Here is a 14,650-nt window from a genome sequence, read left to right on the forward strand (position 1 = left end):
GCGACCACCGCACAGCACAGAAAAAAAGGCAAGGGAGATTTCATGGCAACCGGCATCTGGTTGATCGGAGCGCGGGGATCGGTCGCGGTGACCGGCCTCGTCGGGGCGGCGGCGCTGAGAGCGGGGCTCGCCGAACCGCTCGGGTGCGTCACCGAGCTGCCCGAGCTGCGCTCCCCGGCTCTGCCCGCCCTCGCCGATCTCGTCTTCGGTGGCCACGACGTGGCGGACACGCCACTGGTCAAGAAGGCCGAGTCCCTGGTGGCGGCCGGGGTGCTGCCGGCCGGGATCACCGCGGCGCTCGGCGACGAGCTCGCCGCCGCGGAGCGGGAACTGCGGCCGGTGCCGGTGGCCGGCACGCAGGCCGACACGGCCCGCCTGATCGCCGCCGACATCGAGGACTTCCGGCGGCGGCACGACCTCGAACGCGTCGTGGTGGTCAACGTCGCCTCCACCGAGCCGGCCGTGGCGCCGCACCCCGGCCACACCGACCCGGCGTCCCTCGCCGAAGCCCTCGCCTCCACCGACACGGTGCTGCCGGCGAGCTCGCTGAACGCCTACGCCGCCTTCACCGCGGGCTGTCCCTTCGTCGACTTCACGCCGTCCACCGGGACCCGCCTGCCGGCGCTGGCCGAGCTGGCCCTCCAGGCCGGGGTGCCGTACGCCGGGAACGACGGCAAGACCGGTGAGACGCTGGTGAAGTCGGTGCTCGCGCCGATGTTCGCCATGCGCCACCTGCGGGTGCGCACGTGGTCGGGGACCAACCTGCTCGGCGGCGGCGACGGCGCCACCCTCGCCGACCCGGCGGCCAACGCCGCCAAGACCGCGAGCAAGCAGCGGGTGCTGTCGGAGACCCTCGGGTACCGGCCGGAAGGCACCAGCCTGATCCAGTACGTCGACGACATCGGCGACTTCAAGACCGCGTGGGACCTCATCACGTTCTCGGGGTTCCTCGGCACCACCATGCGGATGGACTTCACCTGGCACGGCTGCGACTCGGCGCTCGCCGCACCGCTGGTGCTGGACCTCGCGCGGCTCACCGCCGCCGCGCACGCCGCCGGCCGGTCCGGGCCGCTCACCGAGCTGGCGTTCTTCTTCAAGGACCCGCTGGGGGACGTGCCGCACGCGCTGCACGAGCAGTGGGCCGCGCTGACCGGGTTCGTCCGGGGGCTGTCCGATGTTTGAGCGCACCAAGCGGCGCGGGCCTGACTGGCGAGCGCTCGCGGAACTGGTGCGTGCTCCCGCCGCGCTGTCGGTCCCCGGTGACACGGTGGCCGGGGCCGCGGCGTCCGGTGCGCTCGGCCGGGCCACCCCCGGCCTGATCGCGGCGTCGGTGTGCCTGTACTGGGGCGGGATGGCCGCCAACGACTGGGCCGACCGGGAGCTCGACGCCGTCGAGCGGCCCGAGCGGCCCATCCCGTCCGGAAGGATCACCGCGCGGCAGGCACTCGGCGTGGCGGCCGGGCTCACCGCCGTCGGCACGGGGCTCGCGCTGCTCGCGGGGGGACGCCGCGCCGCCGCGGTCGCGTTGCCGCTGGCCGGCGCCGTGTGGGCCTATGACCTGCGGGCCAAGAACACACCGTTCGGGCCCGCCGTGATGGCCGCGTGCCGGGGGCTTGACGTGCTGCTCGGCGCCTCCCCCGGCCGTACGGTGGAGGCGGTCCCGGCGGCGCTCACCGTGGCCGCGCACACCTACACCGTCACCGAGCTCTCGCGGCGCGAGGTCAGCGGCGCCAACGCCACGCTCCCCAAGGTCACGCTCGCCGGTACGGCCGCCGTCGCCGCGTCGGCGGCGGGACGGCGGCCGGGACCGGCCGCCGCGCTGGCCCTGTGGTACGCCACCCGGTACGGCGCCGCGCAGGTGGACGCCGTCGCCGACCCCTCGCCTGGCCGCATCCGCGCGGCCGTCGGGGCCGGCATCACGGGGCTGCCGTTGCTGCAGGGTGCGCTGACGGCCCGCGCCGGGTCGCCGGTCGCGGGGCTCGCCGTGGCCGCCGCGGCGCCGCTCGGCCGGCGGCTGGCCAAGGTGGTGTCGCCGACGTGACCGTCCGCTTCGGGTACGGCACCAACGGCTTCACCAACCACCGGCTGCCTGAGGCGCTGGCCGTGCTGGCCGACCTCGGGTACGAAGGCGTCGCGCTGACCCTCGACACCGGACACCTGGACCCGTTCGCGCCGGGCCTCGCCAAGCGCACCGCCGAGGTGGCGACGCTGCTCGGCCGGCACGGGCTGTCGGTGGTGATCGAGACCGGCGCGCGGTACCTCATGGACCCGTGGCGCAAGCACGCGCCGACGCTGCTGGACGACGACCCGGCGCGCCGCCTCGAATACCTGCGCCGCGCGGTGCGCGTCGGCGCCGACCTCGGCGCCGAGGCGGTGTCGTTCTGGTCGGGGGTGGCCCCGCCTGGCGTGCCGGACGTCTGGGAACGGCTGGTGCGCGGGTGCGCCGAGATCGTGGAGACCGCCGAGCTGGCCGGGGTGACGCTCGGGTTCGAACCGGAACCCGGCATGCTGGTCGCCGACATCGAGGGCTGGCGCCGGCTGCACGCCGCGCTCGGCTGTCCGCCGCATTTCGGCATCACGCTCGACATCGGCCACTGCCGCTGCCTGGAGCCGCTGCCGGTCCCCGAGTGCGTCGAGGAGGTCGCGGCCCACCTGGTGAACGTGCAGATCGACGACATGCGCCGCGGGGTGCACGAGCACCTGGAGTTCGGCACCGGTGAGATCGACTTCCCGCCGGTGCTCGCCGCGCTGAGCGCCGCCAGGTACCGCGGCCTGGTGGCCGTGGAACTGCCACGCCACGCGCACGACGCGCCGGGGGTGGCGTCCCGTTCCATCGACTTCCTGCGCCAGGCGGCCAAGCAGGCGGCCGGCGCTCACGACGACCGAGACGAGGACCGATGGTGACCCTTGACGACCTGCGTGCCGCGCTGGCGGACAACGGCTCGCTCGCCGAGGACGGGTGGCTCGCCGGGGCCCTCGGCGTCGTGGCGGCCGACCCGAGCGCGCTCGGCGGCCTGTTCCCCGCGGTCGGCAGACGCTGCGGACGCGGGCCGCTGCCGGGGGTGCCGGGCTGGACGGTCGATGAGGCGGCGCGGACCCTGCTGCTCGCCGCGCTGCCGCCGGACGTGCTCGCCGGCGAGGTGGACGACGTCTACCGGTACGGCGACGCCGCCGAGAAGCTCGCCGTGCTGCGCGCGCTGCCGCTGCTGCCGGTCGGCGACACGGCCGTGTCGCTGCTGCACGACGCGCTGCGCACCAACGACACCAGGCTCGTCACGGCGGCGCTCGGCCCGTACGCCACCCGCCTCGACGACGCGGCCTGGCGGCAGGGGATCCTCAAGTGCGTGTTCATGGGGGTGCCGCTGGCCGACGTGCACGGGGTGACCGAGCGCGCGGACGCGAGTCTCGCCGCGATGCTCGACGCCTTCGCGCGGGAGCGCCGCGCGGCGGGCCGTGAGGTCCCCGCCGACGCGCTCGCCGTTCTGGAACACGCCAAGGAGAACTGATGCGAATCTTCGATCCACATATCCACATGACGTCCCGCACCACCGACGACTACGAGAAGATGGCGGCGGCCGGGGTGAAGGCGGTGGTGGAGCCGGCCTTCTGGCTCGGTCAGCCCCGCACCGGCCCTGGTTCCTTCACCGACTACTTCGACTCGCTGGTCGGCTGGGAACCGTTCCGCGCCGCGCAGTTCGGGGTGAAACATCACGCCACGATCGCCTTGAACCCCAAGGAGGCGAACGACCCCCGCTGTCGTCCCGTGCTCGACCTGCTGCCGCGCTATCTGGCCAAGGACGGCGTGGTCGCGGTCGGCGAGGTCGGGTACGACTCGATGACGCCGGAGGAAGACGAGGTCTTCGCCGCGCAGCTCGCGCTCGCCATCGACCACGACCTGCCGGCGATGGTGCACACCCCGCACCGCGAGAAGGCGCGCGGTGTCGAGCGCAGCATCGACGTCATCGCCGAGTCCGGCATCGACCCCGGCCGTGTGGTCCTGGACCACCTCAACGAGGTCACCGTGGCCCGCGCCAAGGACGCCGGCCTGTGGATGGGGTTCTCGATCTACCCCGACACCAAGATGTCGCCGCCGCGCATGGTGAAGATCATGCGTGAGTACGGCCTGGAGCGGGTGCTGGTCAACTCGGCCGCCGACTGGGGCCGGTCGGACCCGCTGCTGACCCGGACGACCGCCGACGCGATGCTCGCCGACGGCTACACCGAGGACGACGTGGACCTCGTCCTGTGGCGCAACCCCGTGGAGTTCTACAGCCAGTCGGGACGGCTCGACCTGTCCGACACCGGCACCGGGGACGCCACGTTCGCCGGCAACTCGATCCTGCGTGGCGGAAGCTGATGCACCTGAGTTACTGCACCAACGTGCACCCCGCCGAGGACCTGGCCGGCATCGTCACGCAGCTCGACACCTACGCCGTCCCCGTGCGGGAACGGCTGGAGTCGGACGTGCTCGGCCTCGGGTTGTGGCTGGCGGCGCCGGTGGCGGCCGAGCTGGCGGCCGACCAGGACGCGCGCCGCCGCCTGCGGCGCGAGCTGGACGCGCGCGGCCTCGAAGTGGTGACGCTCAACGGTTTCCCCTACAGCGCCTTCCAGGCCCCCGTCGTCAAGCACGCCGTCTACCACCCCGACTGGACGACGCGGGAACGCCTCACCTACACCCTGGACCTGGCCCGCGTGCTCGCCGACCTCATGCCGGACGACGCCGCACGCGGCTCGATCTCCACGCTGCCGCTCGCCTGGCGCGAGCCGTGGGACGCCGAGCGCGCGGACGCCGCGTACCGCAACCTGGACGAGCTGGCGCGCGGCCTCGCCGGGATCGCCGCGACCACCGGCCGCACGATCCGCGTGGCCTTCGAACCGGAACCCGGCTGCGTCATCGAGAACACCACGCAGGCCGCCGGGCTGCTGTCCGGCGTGGACACCGAATGGCTCGGCGTGTGCCTGGACCTCGCGCACCTGGCCTGCGCCTGGGAGGACCCGGCCGCCGCGCTCGGCCGGCTGCGCGCCGCCGGGCTCCAGGTGGTCAAGGTGCAGCTCTCGGCGGCCCTGGAGGCGGCCGACCCGGTGGCGGCCCGCGACGTGCTCGCGTCGTACGCCGAGCCGCGGTTCCTGCACCAGACCCGGTCGGCCTTCGACGTCGCGGCCGACGACCTGGACGAGGCGCTGGAACGCGGGCTGCCGGGCCCGTGGCGCGTGCACTACCACGTGCCGCTGCACGCCGAGCCGGTCGCGCCGCTCACCTCGACGGCGCCGGTGCTCCAGGCCGCCGTACGCGAACTGCTCGCCGGGCCGGAACCGGCCTGCGACCACTTCGACGTGGAGACCTACACATGGGGTGTGCTCCCCCCGGAGCAACGACCCCAGGATGCCGCCGGTCTGGCGGCCGGCATCGCGGCCGAGATGGCCTTCGCTCGTTCCCTGCTCGCCACGGAGGTGGCCCGTTGAGTCCGTTGGTGGTCCTCGATGTCGTCGGTCTCACGCCGCGGCTGCTCGAACACATGCCGAAGCTGCGCAAGGTGGCCGAGCAGGGTTTCCAGGCGCCGCTCGGCACCGTGCTCCCCGCCGTCACGTGCTCGGTCCAGTCGACGTTCCTGACCGGTGAGACCCCGGCGGGACACGGCATCGTCGGCAACGGGTGGTACTTCCGCGACCTCGGCGAGGTGCTGCTGTGGCGCCAGCACAACGCGCTCGTCGGCGGCGACAAACTGTGGGACGCGGTGCGCCGCCTCGACCCCGGCTACACCGTGGCCAACATCTGCTGGTGGTACGCCATGGGGGCCGACGTCGACTGGACGGTCACCCCGAGGCCCATCTACTACGCCGACGGCCGCAAGGAACCGGACTGCTACACCGACCCCCCCGAGCTGCACGACGAGCTGACCGCCGCGCTCGGCCCGTTCCCCCTGTTCACCTACTGGGGTCCGACGGCCGCCATGCCGTCGTCCCGGTGGATCTGCCGTGCCGCCGAACAGATCATGGCGACGCACAACCCGGACCTGACCCTGGTCTACGTCCCCCACCTCGACTACGACCTGCAGCGGTTCGGCCCCTCGCGTTCCGAGGCCGACACCGCGGCGGCCGAGCTGGACGAGGTGCTCGCGCCGCTGCTGGACGCCGCCGCGGCGCGCGGCGCGACCGTGGTCGTGCTGTCGGAGTACGGCATCACCGACGTCAGCCGGCCGGTGGGGATCAACCGGGCCCTGCGCGCGGAGGGCCTGCTGAAGGTCTACCGCCAGGACGGCATGGAGTACCTGGACCCCTGGACGTCCCGGGCCTTCGCCGTCGCCGACCACCAGATCGCGCACGTCTACGTGCGCGACCCCGGGGACATCCCGGCCGTGGCCAAGCTGTGCGCCGCGCTGCCAGGCGTCGCCGAGGTCCTCGACGAGGAAGGCAAGGCCGCGAACGGCCTGGACCATCCGCGCTCCGGTGAGCTGGTCCTGGTCGCCGACCCCGACGCGTGGTTCACCTACTACTACTGGCTGGACGACGCTGCGGCCCCCGACTTCGCGCGACTGGTGGAGATCCACCGCAAGCCCGGCTACGACCCCGCCGAGCTGTTCTTCGACCCCGCCGCGCCGCTGGCCGCCAAGCGCCGCGCGGCGACCGCGCTGGCCCGCAAGAAGCTCGGCATGCGCTACATGATGAGCGTGGTCGGCCTCGACGCGGGAGCCCACGCCGTGCGGGGGTCCCACGGCCGCCTCCCCGCCGACCCCGCCGACGCTCCGGTGCTGCTGTGCTCGGACCCTTCGGCGGCGCGGCCGGAGTTCGCGGCCACGGACGTGAAGGACTTCCTGTTGTCCCTCACCGGCCGGTCGTGACCAGGGCCCGGCGCGGAAGCTGACCAAGGCGGCCGGAACTCAGGCCTCGTCGGGCCGGAGTTCCGGCGGCCGCGGAGCGTCGATCTGCCGCCAGGTTCTCCTGCCGACGAGCGGCACCAGCGTGGTGACGAAACAGAGCACCGCCGTGAGCACGATCAGCGGCGTGAACCCCAGCACTCCGATCCCCAGTCCTGCGAGCAGACTCCCGAGCGGCATCCCCGCGAACGCCGCACCCGTCGCCACGCCGAACACCCGCGCGTGCAGGCGCTCCGGCACCCGGTCGTACATCACCGCGCTGATGATCGGATTGGCCGCGGCGAGCCCCAGCCCCGCCACGAACATCACCGCGGTGACGAACACCACCGAGTCGCTGAGCGCGAGCGCGAGGAACCGCGGCGCTCCCCCCACCACGAACCCCACGGTCAGCACCGCGAGCTTCGGCACGCGGTGCGCGTACGCGACCAGTCCCGCGTTCCCCGCCAGGGCCCCGAGCGCGAAGGCCCCGCTGCACAGCCCGAGCGCGACCGGCGACCCCACCACCTGCCGGGCCCAGACCGGGATGTAGACCGACAGCGCCGCCGTGTCGAACAGGTTGATCGCGAACATCATGAGCACGATGGCGAGGATCAGCCGGTCCCGCCGCAGGTGGTCGACCCCGTTCGCCAGCGCCGTCAGGTACGGCTCCCGCTCGGCCGCCACCCCCCGCGTCCGCACCGTCCCCGCGATGAGCCCGGCGCACAGCAGGAACGACACCGCGTCCAGCAGGATCACCCCGGGAGCCCCCAGCCACACGATGAGCACCCCGGCCACCGGGCCTCCCACCAGCGCGCCGAACCGCGCCACCCCGTCGTACAGCGCCGTGGCCCGCGTCAGCTCAAGACCGCTTCCCTCCACCGCCGCCGGCAGCAACACCCGTTTGGCGATGTCACTGACCCCGCGCGCGGCCCCGACGACCACGACCAGGCCCCCGAGCACCCCGATTCCCCGGTGGTACAGGAACGGGATCGCCACCATCGCCGCGAAACTCACCAGGTCGGCGAGCACGGAAGCCCGCCGCGCGCCGATCCGGTCCACCACCGGGGCCCCGAAACTCCCCGCCACCACGTACGGAACCGTCTCCAGGGCCGCGACGACCCCCGTCAGCGCCGCACTTCCCGTCGTCGTCAGCACCAGCCACGGCAACGCCACCAGCGACATACGGCTACCGGTGATCGAGACCGCCTCGGCGGCCAGGTAACCCGCCAACGCGGTACGACGCCCCATCCGAGCCTCTTCCGTCACGGTCTTGTGCGAGTCCGTGCGATTCTGAGTCGCTCAGCGGGACTTAAACCTACTCAACGGATGAACACCCCGACCGTCACATCGCCGTACCCGAGCACACCACCGCGCGCGACGGTGGTGTGCTCGGCTCACGTGCTCAGTTGAACGGATTGTCGGCGGTCCAGGAACGGGTCCGTGAGTTGTACTGGTTACCCGGGTAGAACCACCCGGCCGTCACGTCGAAACGGACATTGGCCACCACACCGCCGTGGGTCACCTCGGCGGAGTAGAGGATCACCTGCTGGCACCCCGGAGTGGACGTCGTGCCGGCGTACGACCCCCAGAGGTAGGTCGAGCCGTTGACGACGATCTGCAGGTTCGGCGACGGATACGCACTCTGCCAGCACATCGCCAGCGAGTACCTGAACTTCGTGTTCCCGTCGTCGAACGCCACCGTCCCGTCGAGCCGGGCCAGCGCCTGGGTGGGGCCGGTGTTCGAGTTCACCTGCACGTACACCGGCTGGTCGGAGCCGTACGTCGCGTGCGCGGGGGTGACGGGAAGGAGTCCGGCCGCGAGCACCGAGATCGCCACAGCGATCCATCTCAGCGCGCGGAGAGCCGCATGACGTGCTGGCAATTCGCACCTCGTCTCTCGGGATGTGCGTGGAACGCAGGGAGCGCCACCGGAAGATAGGCCCCGGGATCACCGGCCGTCCAGCGGCCTTGTGAGAAACCGGTGTTTCGGTCGGACACCGAGCGCGCACCCTGAGTTCTTTCACCTCCCGCGACCGGCGGCGACGAGCGGATCCGGCGACGGAGCACGGTCCGAAACATGTGCCGATCGCAATGAAATTTCATATCGAATTCTCTGTTCCGGCCCGGTGAGAAACGTTCTCCACGCGTGTCGCGCGCCTCCGGGTGGCACTGCTTCACGGTCCTTCTCCGGCCGGCTCGGCGGGTCGGACCTGACGACTGTTCACGTCAGAATTCTGTGGAATGTGATGTCAAAGTTTTCTGAGTGGCGGCGGTCTTGGTTCGGCATAGTGCGATAACCGACATATCGGATGCCCGGAATGGTGATGGATGTCGGTATCGATGCGCACTTCGCGGGAAAGTCGAGGGAACATACGGCCAGAAGGCGAAAATTGTCAGCCAATGAGCTGAAGATGATGCTGTGTCCGTCTCATCTGATGAGAAGATTCTGTTGCCGCGTCAATCACTGCGCTAACGTCGACGCGGTACCGACGCGGTAAGCGAATTTGTTCGATTAAAAGTCCCCTGTTGTCTTTTGGGCGTCGATGGGGATGCCCTCGCCGAGGAAGAACCGGGCGGCCGGACCACCGGACGCACGTCATACAAATCCTTTTTGTTTCGGTGAGGTTTCAGGTAGTGGTACAACCGGCGATGATTCGCGCTCCATTGACCTTCGGGCAGCTCTCCCTGTGGCGGTCCATCCAGGGACTGTCACCGGAGGCGTGCAACCTTCCACAGACATGGACCGTTCCCGACGGCGTGAGCCTCGCCTCGGTCGAGGAGGCGCTCGCGGCGCTGGAGGATCGTCACGAGTCACTGCGCACCCGCTACGAGCCCGACGGGGAGCACGACCTGGTGCAGGCCGTGTGGCCGGCCGCGCCTGTCCGCCTGGACACGGTCGAGGCGGACGGCGACGCGGACCAGGTGGCGCAGGCGGTCACCGAGCGGGCCGGGGCCGAGGCCTTCGAGCTCGCCAAGGACCGGCCCTGGCGCGCGTGCGCCGTCACCGCGCGGGGAGCCCCGGTCCTGCTGGTCATCTGCTTCCACCACATCGCCGTCGACGCGTGGGCCATCAACCAGTTGCGGCAGGAGTTCCTGCTGCTGGTGGACGGACTGCGCCTGACCGAACCCGCGCCGAACGGCCGCGACCTCGCCGCCGAGCAGTGGTCGGCGGCCAGGGAACGGCGGCGCACGGCCGCGCGCAGGTTCTGGACCGGCGTCTTCGAGCAGGCACCCCCGATGGAGCGGGACCACGGCCTGGACGCGCCGGACGGGCCGCGGCCCCTGTCCACCCGCTGGGCCAGGCTCGGCTCCAAAGAGGCGGCCGACGCCGCCGGCCGGATCGCCGGCCGGCTGGAGGTCTCGCTGCCGTCGGTCGCGCTCGCCGCGTTCTGCCTGGCGCTGCACCGCCGCACCGGCCGTGACCGGCTGCTGGTCGCCGTCTACGCGCACAACCGCAGCGACCCGCGATGGGAGACGCTGGTCGCCGCGCAGAACCAGATCGTCCCGCTGCTGGTCGAGCCACGGGACGGGGAGGACTTCGGCGAGCTGGTGCGCCGCGTCCACTGGGACTCGGTCCGGTCCTACCGGCACAGCGCGTACAACGTGGACGACGTGCTGGAGGCCGGCCGCGCCTACGGCTACCGCGGCTCGGTGAACGGCTCCTTCGCGGGATCGGTCAGCGGCTTCTTCCGCTACTTCTTCAACTACCTCGGCGCTTACCAGGAGGAACACACCTCCGTGGACGAGGAGATCCGCACCGGCACCGTGGGACGCAACATCGGCGCTCCGCTCTACCTGCAGGTGCAGGCAGGAGAGGCACTGACCTGCACCCTGCGCGAGAACTCGACCGGCACCGGTTACGACGAGGTCACCGGGTTGCTCCTGCTCATGCGCGACATCCTGGTCGCCGCCGCGGGCCCGGAGTAGGCCGCGACCCGCGCTCACCCCGGCGGCCCTGCCGGATCGTCGCCTGTGAACCATTGGGGGTCCCGTTGCCAGGCCACATCATCGTCATCCACCGGTGGACCGACCGTTACGCCGACTACGCGTCGTACACCGACCACGGCGCGCGCCGCGTCAGCTACGTGACGACCGCGCGCGCCGCCGGGTCGTTACCGGAGCGGGCCGCGGCGGTGCGGACCGTGCCGAGCACCGAGGACGGCAAGGAGGTGCGGGCCGCCGTGGCCTCGCTGATCGAGGAGTGCGGCCGGCCGGACCGGATCGTCGCGCTCCACGAGGTCGACCTCGACATCGTGGCCGAGTTGCGGGGAGAGCTCGGCGTCCCCGGCGAGACCTCCGAGGAGCTCGCGCCGTTCCGCGACAAGCTGGTCATGGCCCGGCGGCTCGCCGAGGCCGCGATCCCCGTGCCGGCCACCGAGCCCGCGCCGGACCGCGCGGCGGTGGCCGCGTTCGCCGCGGCCCACGGCTGGCCGGTGCTGGTGAAACCGGTGCGCGGCACCGCCAGCGCCGGGGTGACCCGCCTCGGCTCACCCGAGGACCTCGACGCGTACGTCTTCCCGCGTGACATGCCGATGCTGGTGCAGCCGTACCTGCCGCACGACATCCTGCACGTGGACGGCGTGGCCACGGGATCGGGTCTGGGTGCCTGGCAGGTGTCCCGCTACGTCAACACCTGCCTGGAGTTCACCGAGGGGACGGCGCTCGGCTCGGTCGAGCTGGACGACCCCCGGCTGACCGAGGCCGTCGGCGTGTTCACGGCGCGTGTCGTGCGCGCGTTGTCCGCCGGTCCGTGGGTGTTCCACCTGGAACTGTTCCTGTCGGGGACGCCTGAGCAACCGGAGCTGCGGGTCCTTGAGGTCGGTGCGCGGCCGGGTGGCGCCGAGGTCCCGTTCGTGTGGAAGGAAGTGCACGGCGTCGACCTGATGGCCGCCGCGTTCGCGCTCCAGATGGGGGAACCCCTGCCGCGGGAGTGCCTGGCCTCGGCCGGGACCGAGCGCGGCGGCTGGCTGCTCGTGCCGACCCCGGTGACCCGGCCGTGCCGGGTCGTCGCGGCGGGACGGCGCGGCGACGGCCGGCCCCTGGACGGCGGGGACGGCGGCCCGTACGCCTCGCGGGTGCCGGTGGTGGGCCGCACGCTGGCCGACCTTCCCGGTTACGAGCACTCCGGCGCGCGGTTCCGGTTCCGTGGCCGGGACACCGCCGAGGTGGAGGCGGCGATCCGCCGCACGATCGACGAGTTCGACTTCCGCTGCACCCCCATCGACCCGGACGCTCCGGCGCGGGTCGTCGTGGTCGGCAGCGGCGGCCGGCCGTACCGGGAGTACGCGTTCGCCGACGCGGCGGCCCGCTGCGAGGTGGCGCTGGCCGGCCTCGCCGAACCCACCTGGCAACTGGCGTACCTGACCGGCCACCGCAGTGTCCCGGACGCCGGCGTGGACGCGCTGACCCGCGCCGTGGGGGAGTGCGTCGCCGGCACGCCGGGCCGTACCGGCGTCTTCACCTGGGACGAGGTGCTGCTGGAGTCGACCGCCGCCGTCGCGGCGCGGCTCGGGCTGCCGCACATGTCGCCGGCCGCGGCGCGCAACTGCCGCGACAAGCTGGCGACCCGCCGGCTGCTCGCCGAGGCCGGTCTCCCCGCGGTGCGGTACGCGCACGTGCGGGACGAGGACGAGGCGCTGCGCGCGGCGGACGCCATCGGCTACCCGGTGGTCGTCAAGCCGCGGTCGCTCGCCGGCAGCGTCGGCGTGGTGATCGCGCAGGACGCCGGCGACCTGCGCCGCGTCCACCACCACGCGGCCGAGGCGGCCTACCCGGGCCTGGACCCCCTGGACGGCCTGCTGCTCGAGGAGTTCCTGTCCGGGCCGGAGATCAGTGTCGACGCCGCCGTGCACGACGGCGACGCGCGCCTGGTGAACGTGGCACGCAAACGGCTGGGGTTCGACCCGTTCTTCGAGGAGGTCGGCCACCTCGTCTCGCCGTGGCGGCACGAGCCGTGGGCCGATGAGCTCACCGACCTGCTGACCGAGGCGCACCGCGCGCTCGGCGTGCGGACCGGCGTCACCCACGCCGAGGTGCGCCTCACCCCGGCCGGGCCGCGGCTGGTCGAGCTGAACGGCCGCCTCGGCGGCGACTTCATCCCCCGCCTCGGCAAACTGGCGACCGGCGTCGACCTGACCGCCGTCGCGGTGGACCTCGCGCTCGGCCTGCGGCCCGAGCTGCGACAGGCGCGCGACGTCTGCGCCGAGGTGCGGTTCCTGTACCCGCCACGGGACTGCGTGGTCGGTTCGCTGGACGTGTCCGCCGCCACGGCCGTACCCGGCGTGGTGGACGTGGTGCCGCTCGCCGCGCCGGGGACCCGCCTGCTGCTGCCGCCGCGCGGCGTGGTGCCGCGCCTCGCGGCCGTGATCGTCACCGGGGACACCCCCGATGACTGCCGCCGGACGCTGGACGAGGCGTCGGCGCTGGTGCGTTCGGAGATCGAGCCGGCAGGGGAGGCCGCGTGAACGCCAAGGGGAGCGCGCTGCGGCGCCTGCTGAGCAGTTACGTCCTGCCGGACCGGGACGGCCGCCTCACCGTGGCCGCCGTCGTGATCTACGCGACCGGCAGCGGCCTGTACCTGGCCGGCGGCACCGTCTTCCTCGTCAAGGGGGTCGGGCTGAGCACGGCCGAGGTCGGCACCGGCCTCACCGTCGCGGGGCTCGCCGGGTTCCTCACCACCGTGCCGGTGAGCATGCTGGCCAGGCGCTTCGGGCCGCTGCAACTGCTGCGCATGGTCCAGGTCTGGCGGGCCACGTGGCTCGCGGCATTGGCCTTCGCCGACAACTTCTGGACCTTCACCCTCTTCGCCTCGCTCTTCATGATCTCGCAGGGCCCGGTGCTCCCCATGGTGCAGCTCGTGGTCGGGGCCATCGCCGGTGACCGTGACCAGACCAAGTCGCTCGGGGTCATCGGCTCGGTGTCCAACGTCGGCATGTGCCTCGGCGCGCTGGCCGCCGCGCCGTTCCTCAGCCTCGGCGGCATCTGGATGCTCCGCTCGATGCTGCTGCTCGGCGCGTTGTGCTGCCTCGCGTCCGCCGGGCTGTTCGGCCTGCTCCGCGTCGACGTGACCGCACCCGTGGACCGGCCGGCCCGCTGGCACAGCGGCTTGCTGCCGGTCCTGCGCGACGGACGCTACCTCGCGTTGACCACCGTGAACGGCGTGCTGTTCCTGCACACCGTGCTGTTCGGCATCGGCCTGCCGCTGTGGCTCGTGCAGTCCACCGACGCGCCTCCCGGCCTGCTCAGCGCGCTGATCACGGTGAACACGGTGATGGCCATCGCCTTGCAGGTGCACTTCGCCAAACGCGTCAACGACTCACGCGGCGGCACCAGGGCCCTGCGCGGCGCCGGTGTCACGCTCGCCGCCTCCAGCCTGGTCCTCGTGGCCTCGTCGTACTCGGCGGCCTGGCTCACGATCACCCTGCTTGTCGTCGCCACCATTCTGCTGACCTGCGGTGAGATGCTCCAGGCGGTCGGCGGCTGGGAACTGTCGTACCGGCACGCGCCGCCGGCGCTGCGCACCGAGTACCTGTCGGTGTTCGCGCTCGGCGGGGCCGCCGTCGGCATCGCGGGCCCGGCGCTGCTGGCCCTGGTCCTCAGCCTGCGCACCGGCGGCATGGTCGGCCTCGCCGTCCTGTTCCTGCTCGCCGCGGCCGCCGCCACGGTGGTCGGCGCCAGGCTGCGGCACGCCGAACCGGACCCGGTGCGGCAACCGGAGCCCGGCGAGGCCGCCGCGGTGTAAGCGGCGGGCCCGCGCCTGCTCAGGCCGGTCCGAAGTCCAGGCCCACACAGAAAGG

The 14,650-nt window shown here is 72.5% G+C and carries 12 protein-coding genes; 10 read left to right on the top strand and 2 right to left on the bottom strand.

All coding sequences use genetic code 11. The features are described 5' to 3' along the window. The first annotated feature begins 42 nt into the window (after positions 1-42). Genes BJ992_RS03190 through BJ992_RS03220 form a run of 7 tightly spaced genes read left to right on the top strand, consistent with a single transcriptional unit; the run spans position 43 to position 6,839 of the window. Positions 43-1,182: an inositol-3-phosphate synthase gene (locus BJ992_RS03190; protein WP_184978454.1), complete on the top strand. Its 1,140-nt coding sequence runs from the start codon at positions 43-45 to the stop codon at positions 1,180-1,182. Continuing rightward, on the top strand, positions 1,175-2,041 hold the full coding sequence (locus BJ992_RS03195; protein WP_184978455.1) for an SCO3242 family prenyltransferase: 867 nt from the start codon (positions 1,175-1,177) through the stop codon (positions 2,039-2,041). The genes BJ992_RS03190 and BJ992_RS03195 overlap by 8 nt, the downstream gene beginning before the upstream one ends. Beyond that, the gene (locus BJ992_RS03200; protein ID WP_184978456.1) at positions 2,038-2,904 is read left to right on the top strand and encodes a TIM barrel protein; all 867 of its coding nucleotides are present in this window, start codon (positions 2,038-2,040) and stop codon (positions 2,902-2,904) included. Before BJ992_RS03195 ends, BJ992_RS03200 begins: the two co-directional genes overlap by 4 nt. Continuing rightward, positions 2,898-3,506, top strand: a complete 609-nt coding sequence (locus tag BJ992_RS03205; protein ID WP_221474669.1) for an EboA domain-containing protein — start codon at positions 2,898-2,900, stop codon at positions 3,504-3,506. The genes BJ992_RS03200 and BJ992_RS03205 overlap by 7 nt, the downstream gene beginning before the upstream one ends. Beyond that, positions 3,506-4,357, top strand: coding sequence for a TatD family hydrolase (locus tag BJ992_RS03210; RefSeq protein WP_184978457.1), 852 nt, complete (start codon positions 3,506-3,508; stop codon positions 4,355-4,357). The genes BJ992_RS03205 and BJ992_RS03210 overlap by 1 nt, the downstream gene beginning before the upstream one ends. After that, complete coding sequence (gene eboE / locus BJ992_RS03215; protein ID WP_184978458.1) at positions 4,357-5,463, top strand: metabolite traffic protein EboE; 1,107 nt, start codon at positions 4,357-4,359, stop codon at positions 5,461-5,463. The genes BJ992_RS03210 and eboE overlap by 1 nt, the downstream gene beginning before the upstream one ends. After that, positions 5,460-6,839, top strand: coding sequence for an alkaline phosphatase family protein (locus BJ992_RS03220; protein ID WP_425503639.1), 1,380 nt, complete (start codon positions 5,460-5,462; stop codon positions 6,837-6,839). The genes eboE and BJ992_RS03220 overlap by 4 nt, the downstream gene beginning before the upstream one ends. 39 nt (positions 6,840-6,878) lie before the next feature. Here the strand turns inward: BJ992_RS03220 and BJ992_RS03225 are convergent, their stop codons facing one another. Then, positions 6,879-8,102 (bottom strand): MFS transporter, encoded by a 1,224-nt coding sequence (locus BJ992_RS03225; RefSeq protein WP_184978460.1) that lies wholly within the window; start codon positions 8,100-8,102, stop codon positions 6,879-6,881. Positions 8,103-8,256: 154 nt separating this feature from the next. Continuing rightward, entirely contained in the window at positions 8,257-8,736 is a 480-nt protein-coding gene (locus tag BJ992_RS03230; protein WP_184978461.1) for a hypothetical protein, read from the bottom strand. Between the two features lie 767 nt (positions 8,737-9,503). Here BJ992_RS03230 and BJ992_RS03235 point away from each other — a divergent pair. The 3 genes from BJ992_RS03235 to BJ992_RS03245 all read left to right on the top strand — a co-directional run bounded on the left by BJ992_RS03235 (position 9,504) and on the right by BJ992_RS03245 (position 14,595). After that, entirely contained in the window at positions 9,504-10,781 is a 1,278-nt protein-coding gene (locus BJ992_RS03235; protein ID WP_246496508.1) for a condensation domain-containing protein, read from the top strand. A 65-nt stretch (positions 10,782-10,846) separates the two neighbouring features. Beyond that, positions 10,847-13,318, top strand: coding sequence for an ATP-grasp domain-containing protein (locus BJ992_RS03240; RefSeq protein WP_184978463.1), 2,472 nt, complete (start codon positions 10,847-10,849; stop codon positions 13,316-13,318). Next, the gene (locus BJ992_RS03245) at positions 13,315-14,595 is read left to right on the top strand and encodes an MFS transporter (RefSeq protein WP_184978464.1); all 1,281 of its coding nucleotides are present in this window, start codon (positions 13,315-13,317) and stop codon (positions 14,593-14,595) included. Before BJ992_RS03240 ends, BJ992_RS03245 begins: the two co-directional genes overlap by 4 nt. The last annotated feature ends 55 nt before the right edge of the window (positions 14,596-14,650 follow it).

The sequence above is a fragment of the Sphaerisporangium rubeum genome (assembly GCF_014207705.1).
Taxonomy (GTDB): Bacteria; Actinomycetota; Actinomycetes; order Streptosporangiales; family Streptosporangiaceae; genus Sphaerisporangium; species Sphaerisporangium rubeum.

What these genes read in the sequence shown, in the direction of transcription:
- BJ992_RS03235 (WP_246496508.1), top strand. Translation starts at nt 9,504, where the DNA reads ATGATTCGCGCTCCATTGACCTTCGGGCAGCTCTCCCTGTGGCGGTCC.
- BJ992_RS03195 (WP_184978455.1), top strand. Translation starts at nt 1,175, where the DNA reads ATGTTTGAGCGCACCAAGCGGCGCGGGCCTGACTGGCGAGCGCTCGCG.
- eboE (WP_184978458.1), top strand. Translation starts at nt 4,357, where the DNA reads ATGCACCTGAGTTACTGCACCAACGTGCACCCCGCCGAGGACCTGGCC.
- BJ992_RS03210 (WP_184978457.1), top strand. Translation starts at nt 3,506, where the DNA reads ATGCGAATCTTCGATCCACATATCCACATGACGTCCCGCACCACCGAC.
- BJ992_RS03205 (WP_221474669.1), top strand. Translation starts at nt 2,898, where the DNA reads ATGGTGACCCTTGACGACCTGCGTGCCGCGCTGGCGGACAACGGCTCG.
- BJ992_RS03190 (WP_184978454.1), top strand. Translation starts at nt 43, where the DNA reads ATGGCAACCGGCATCTGGTTGATCGGAGCGCGGGGATCGGTCGCGGTG.
- BJ992_RS03225 (WP_184978460.1), bottom strand. Translation starts at nt 8,102, where the DNA reads ATGGGGCGTCGTACCGCGTTGGCGGGTTACCTGGCCGCCGAGGCGGTC.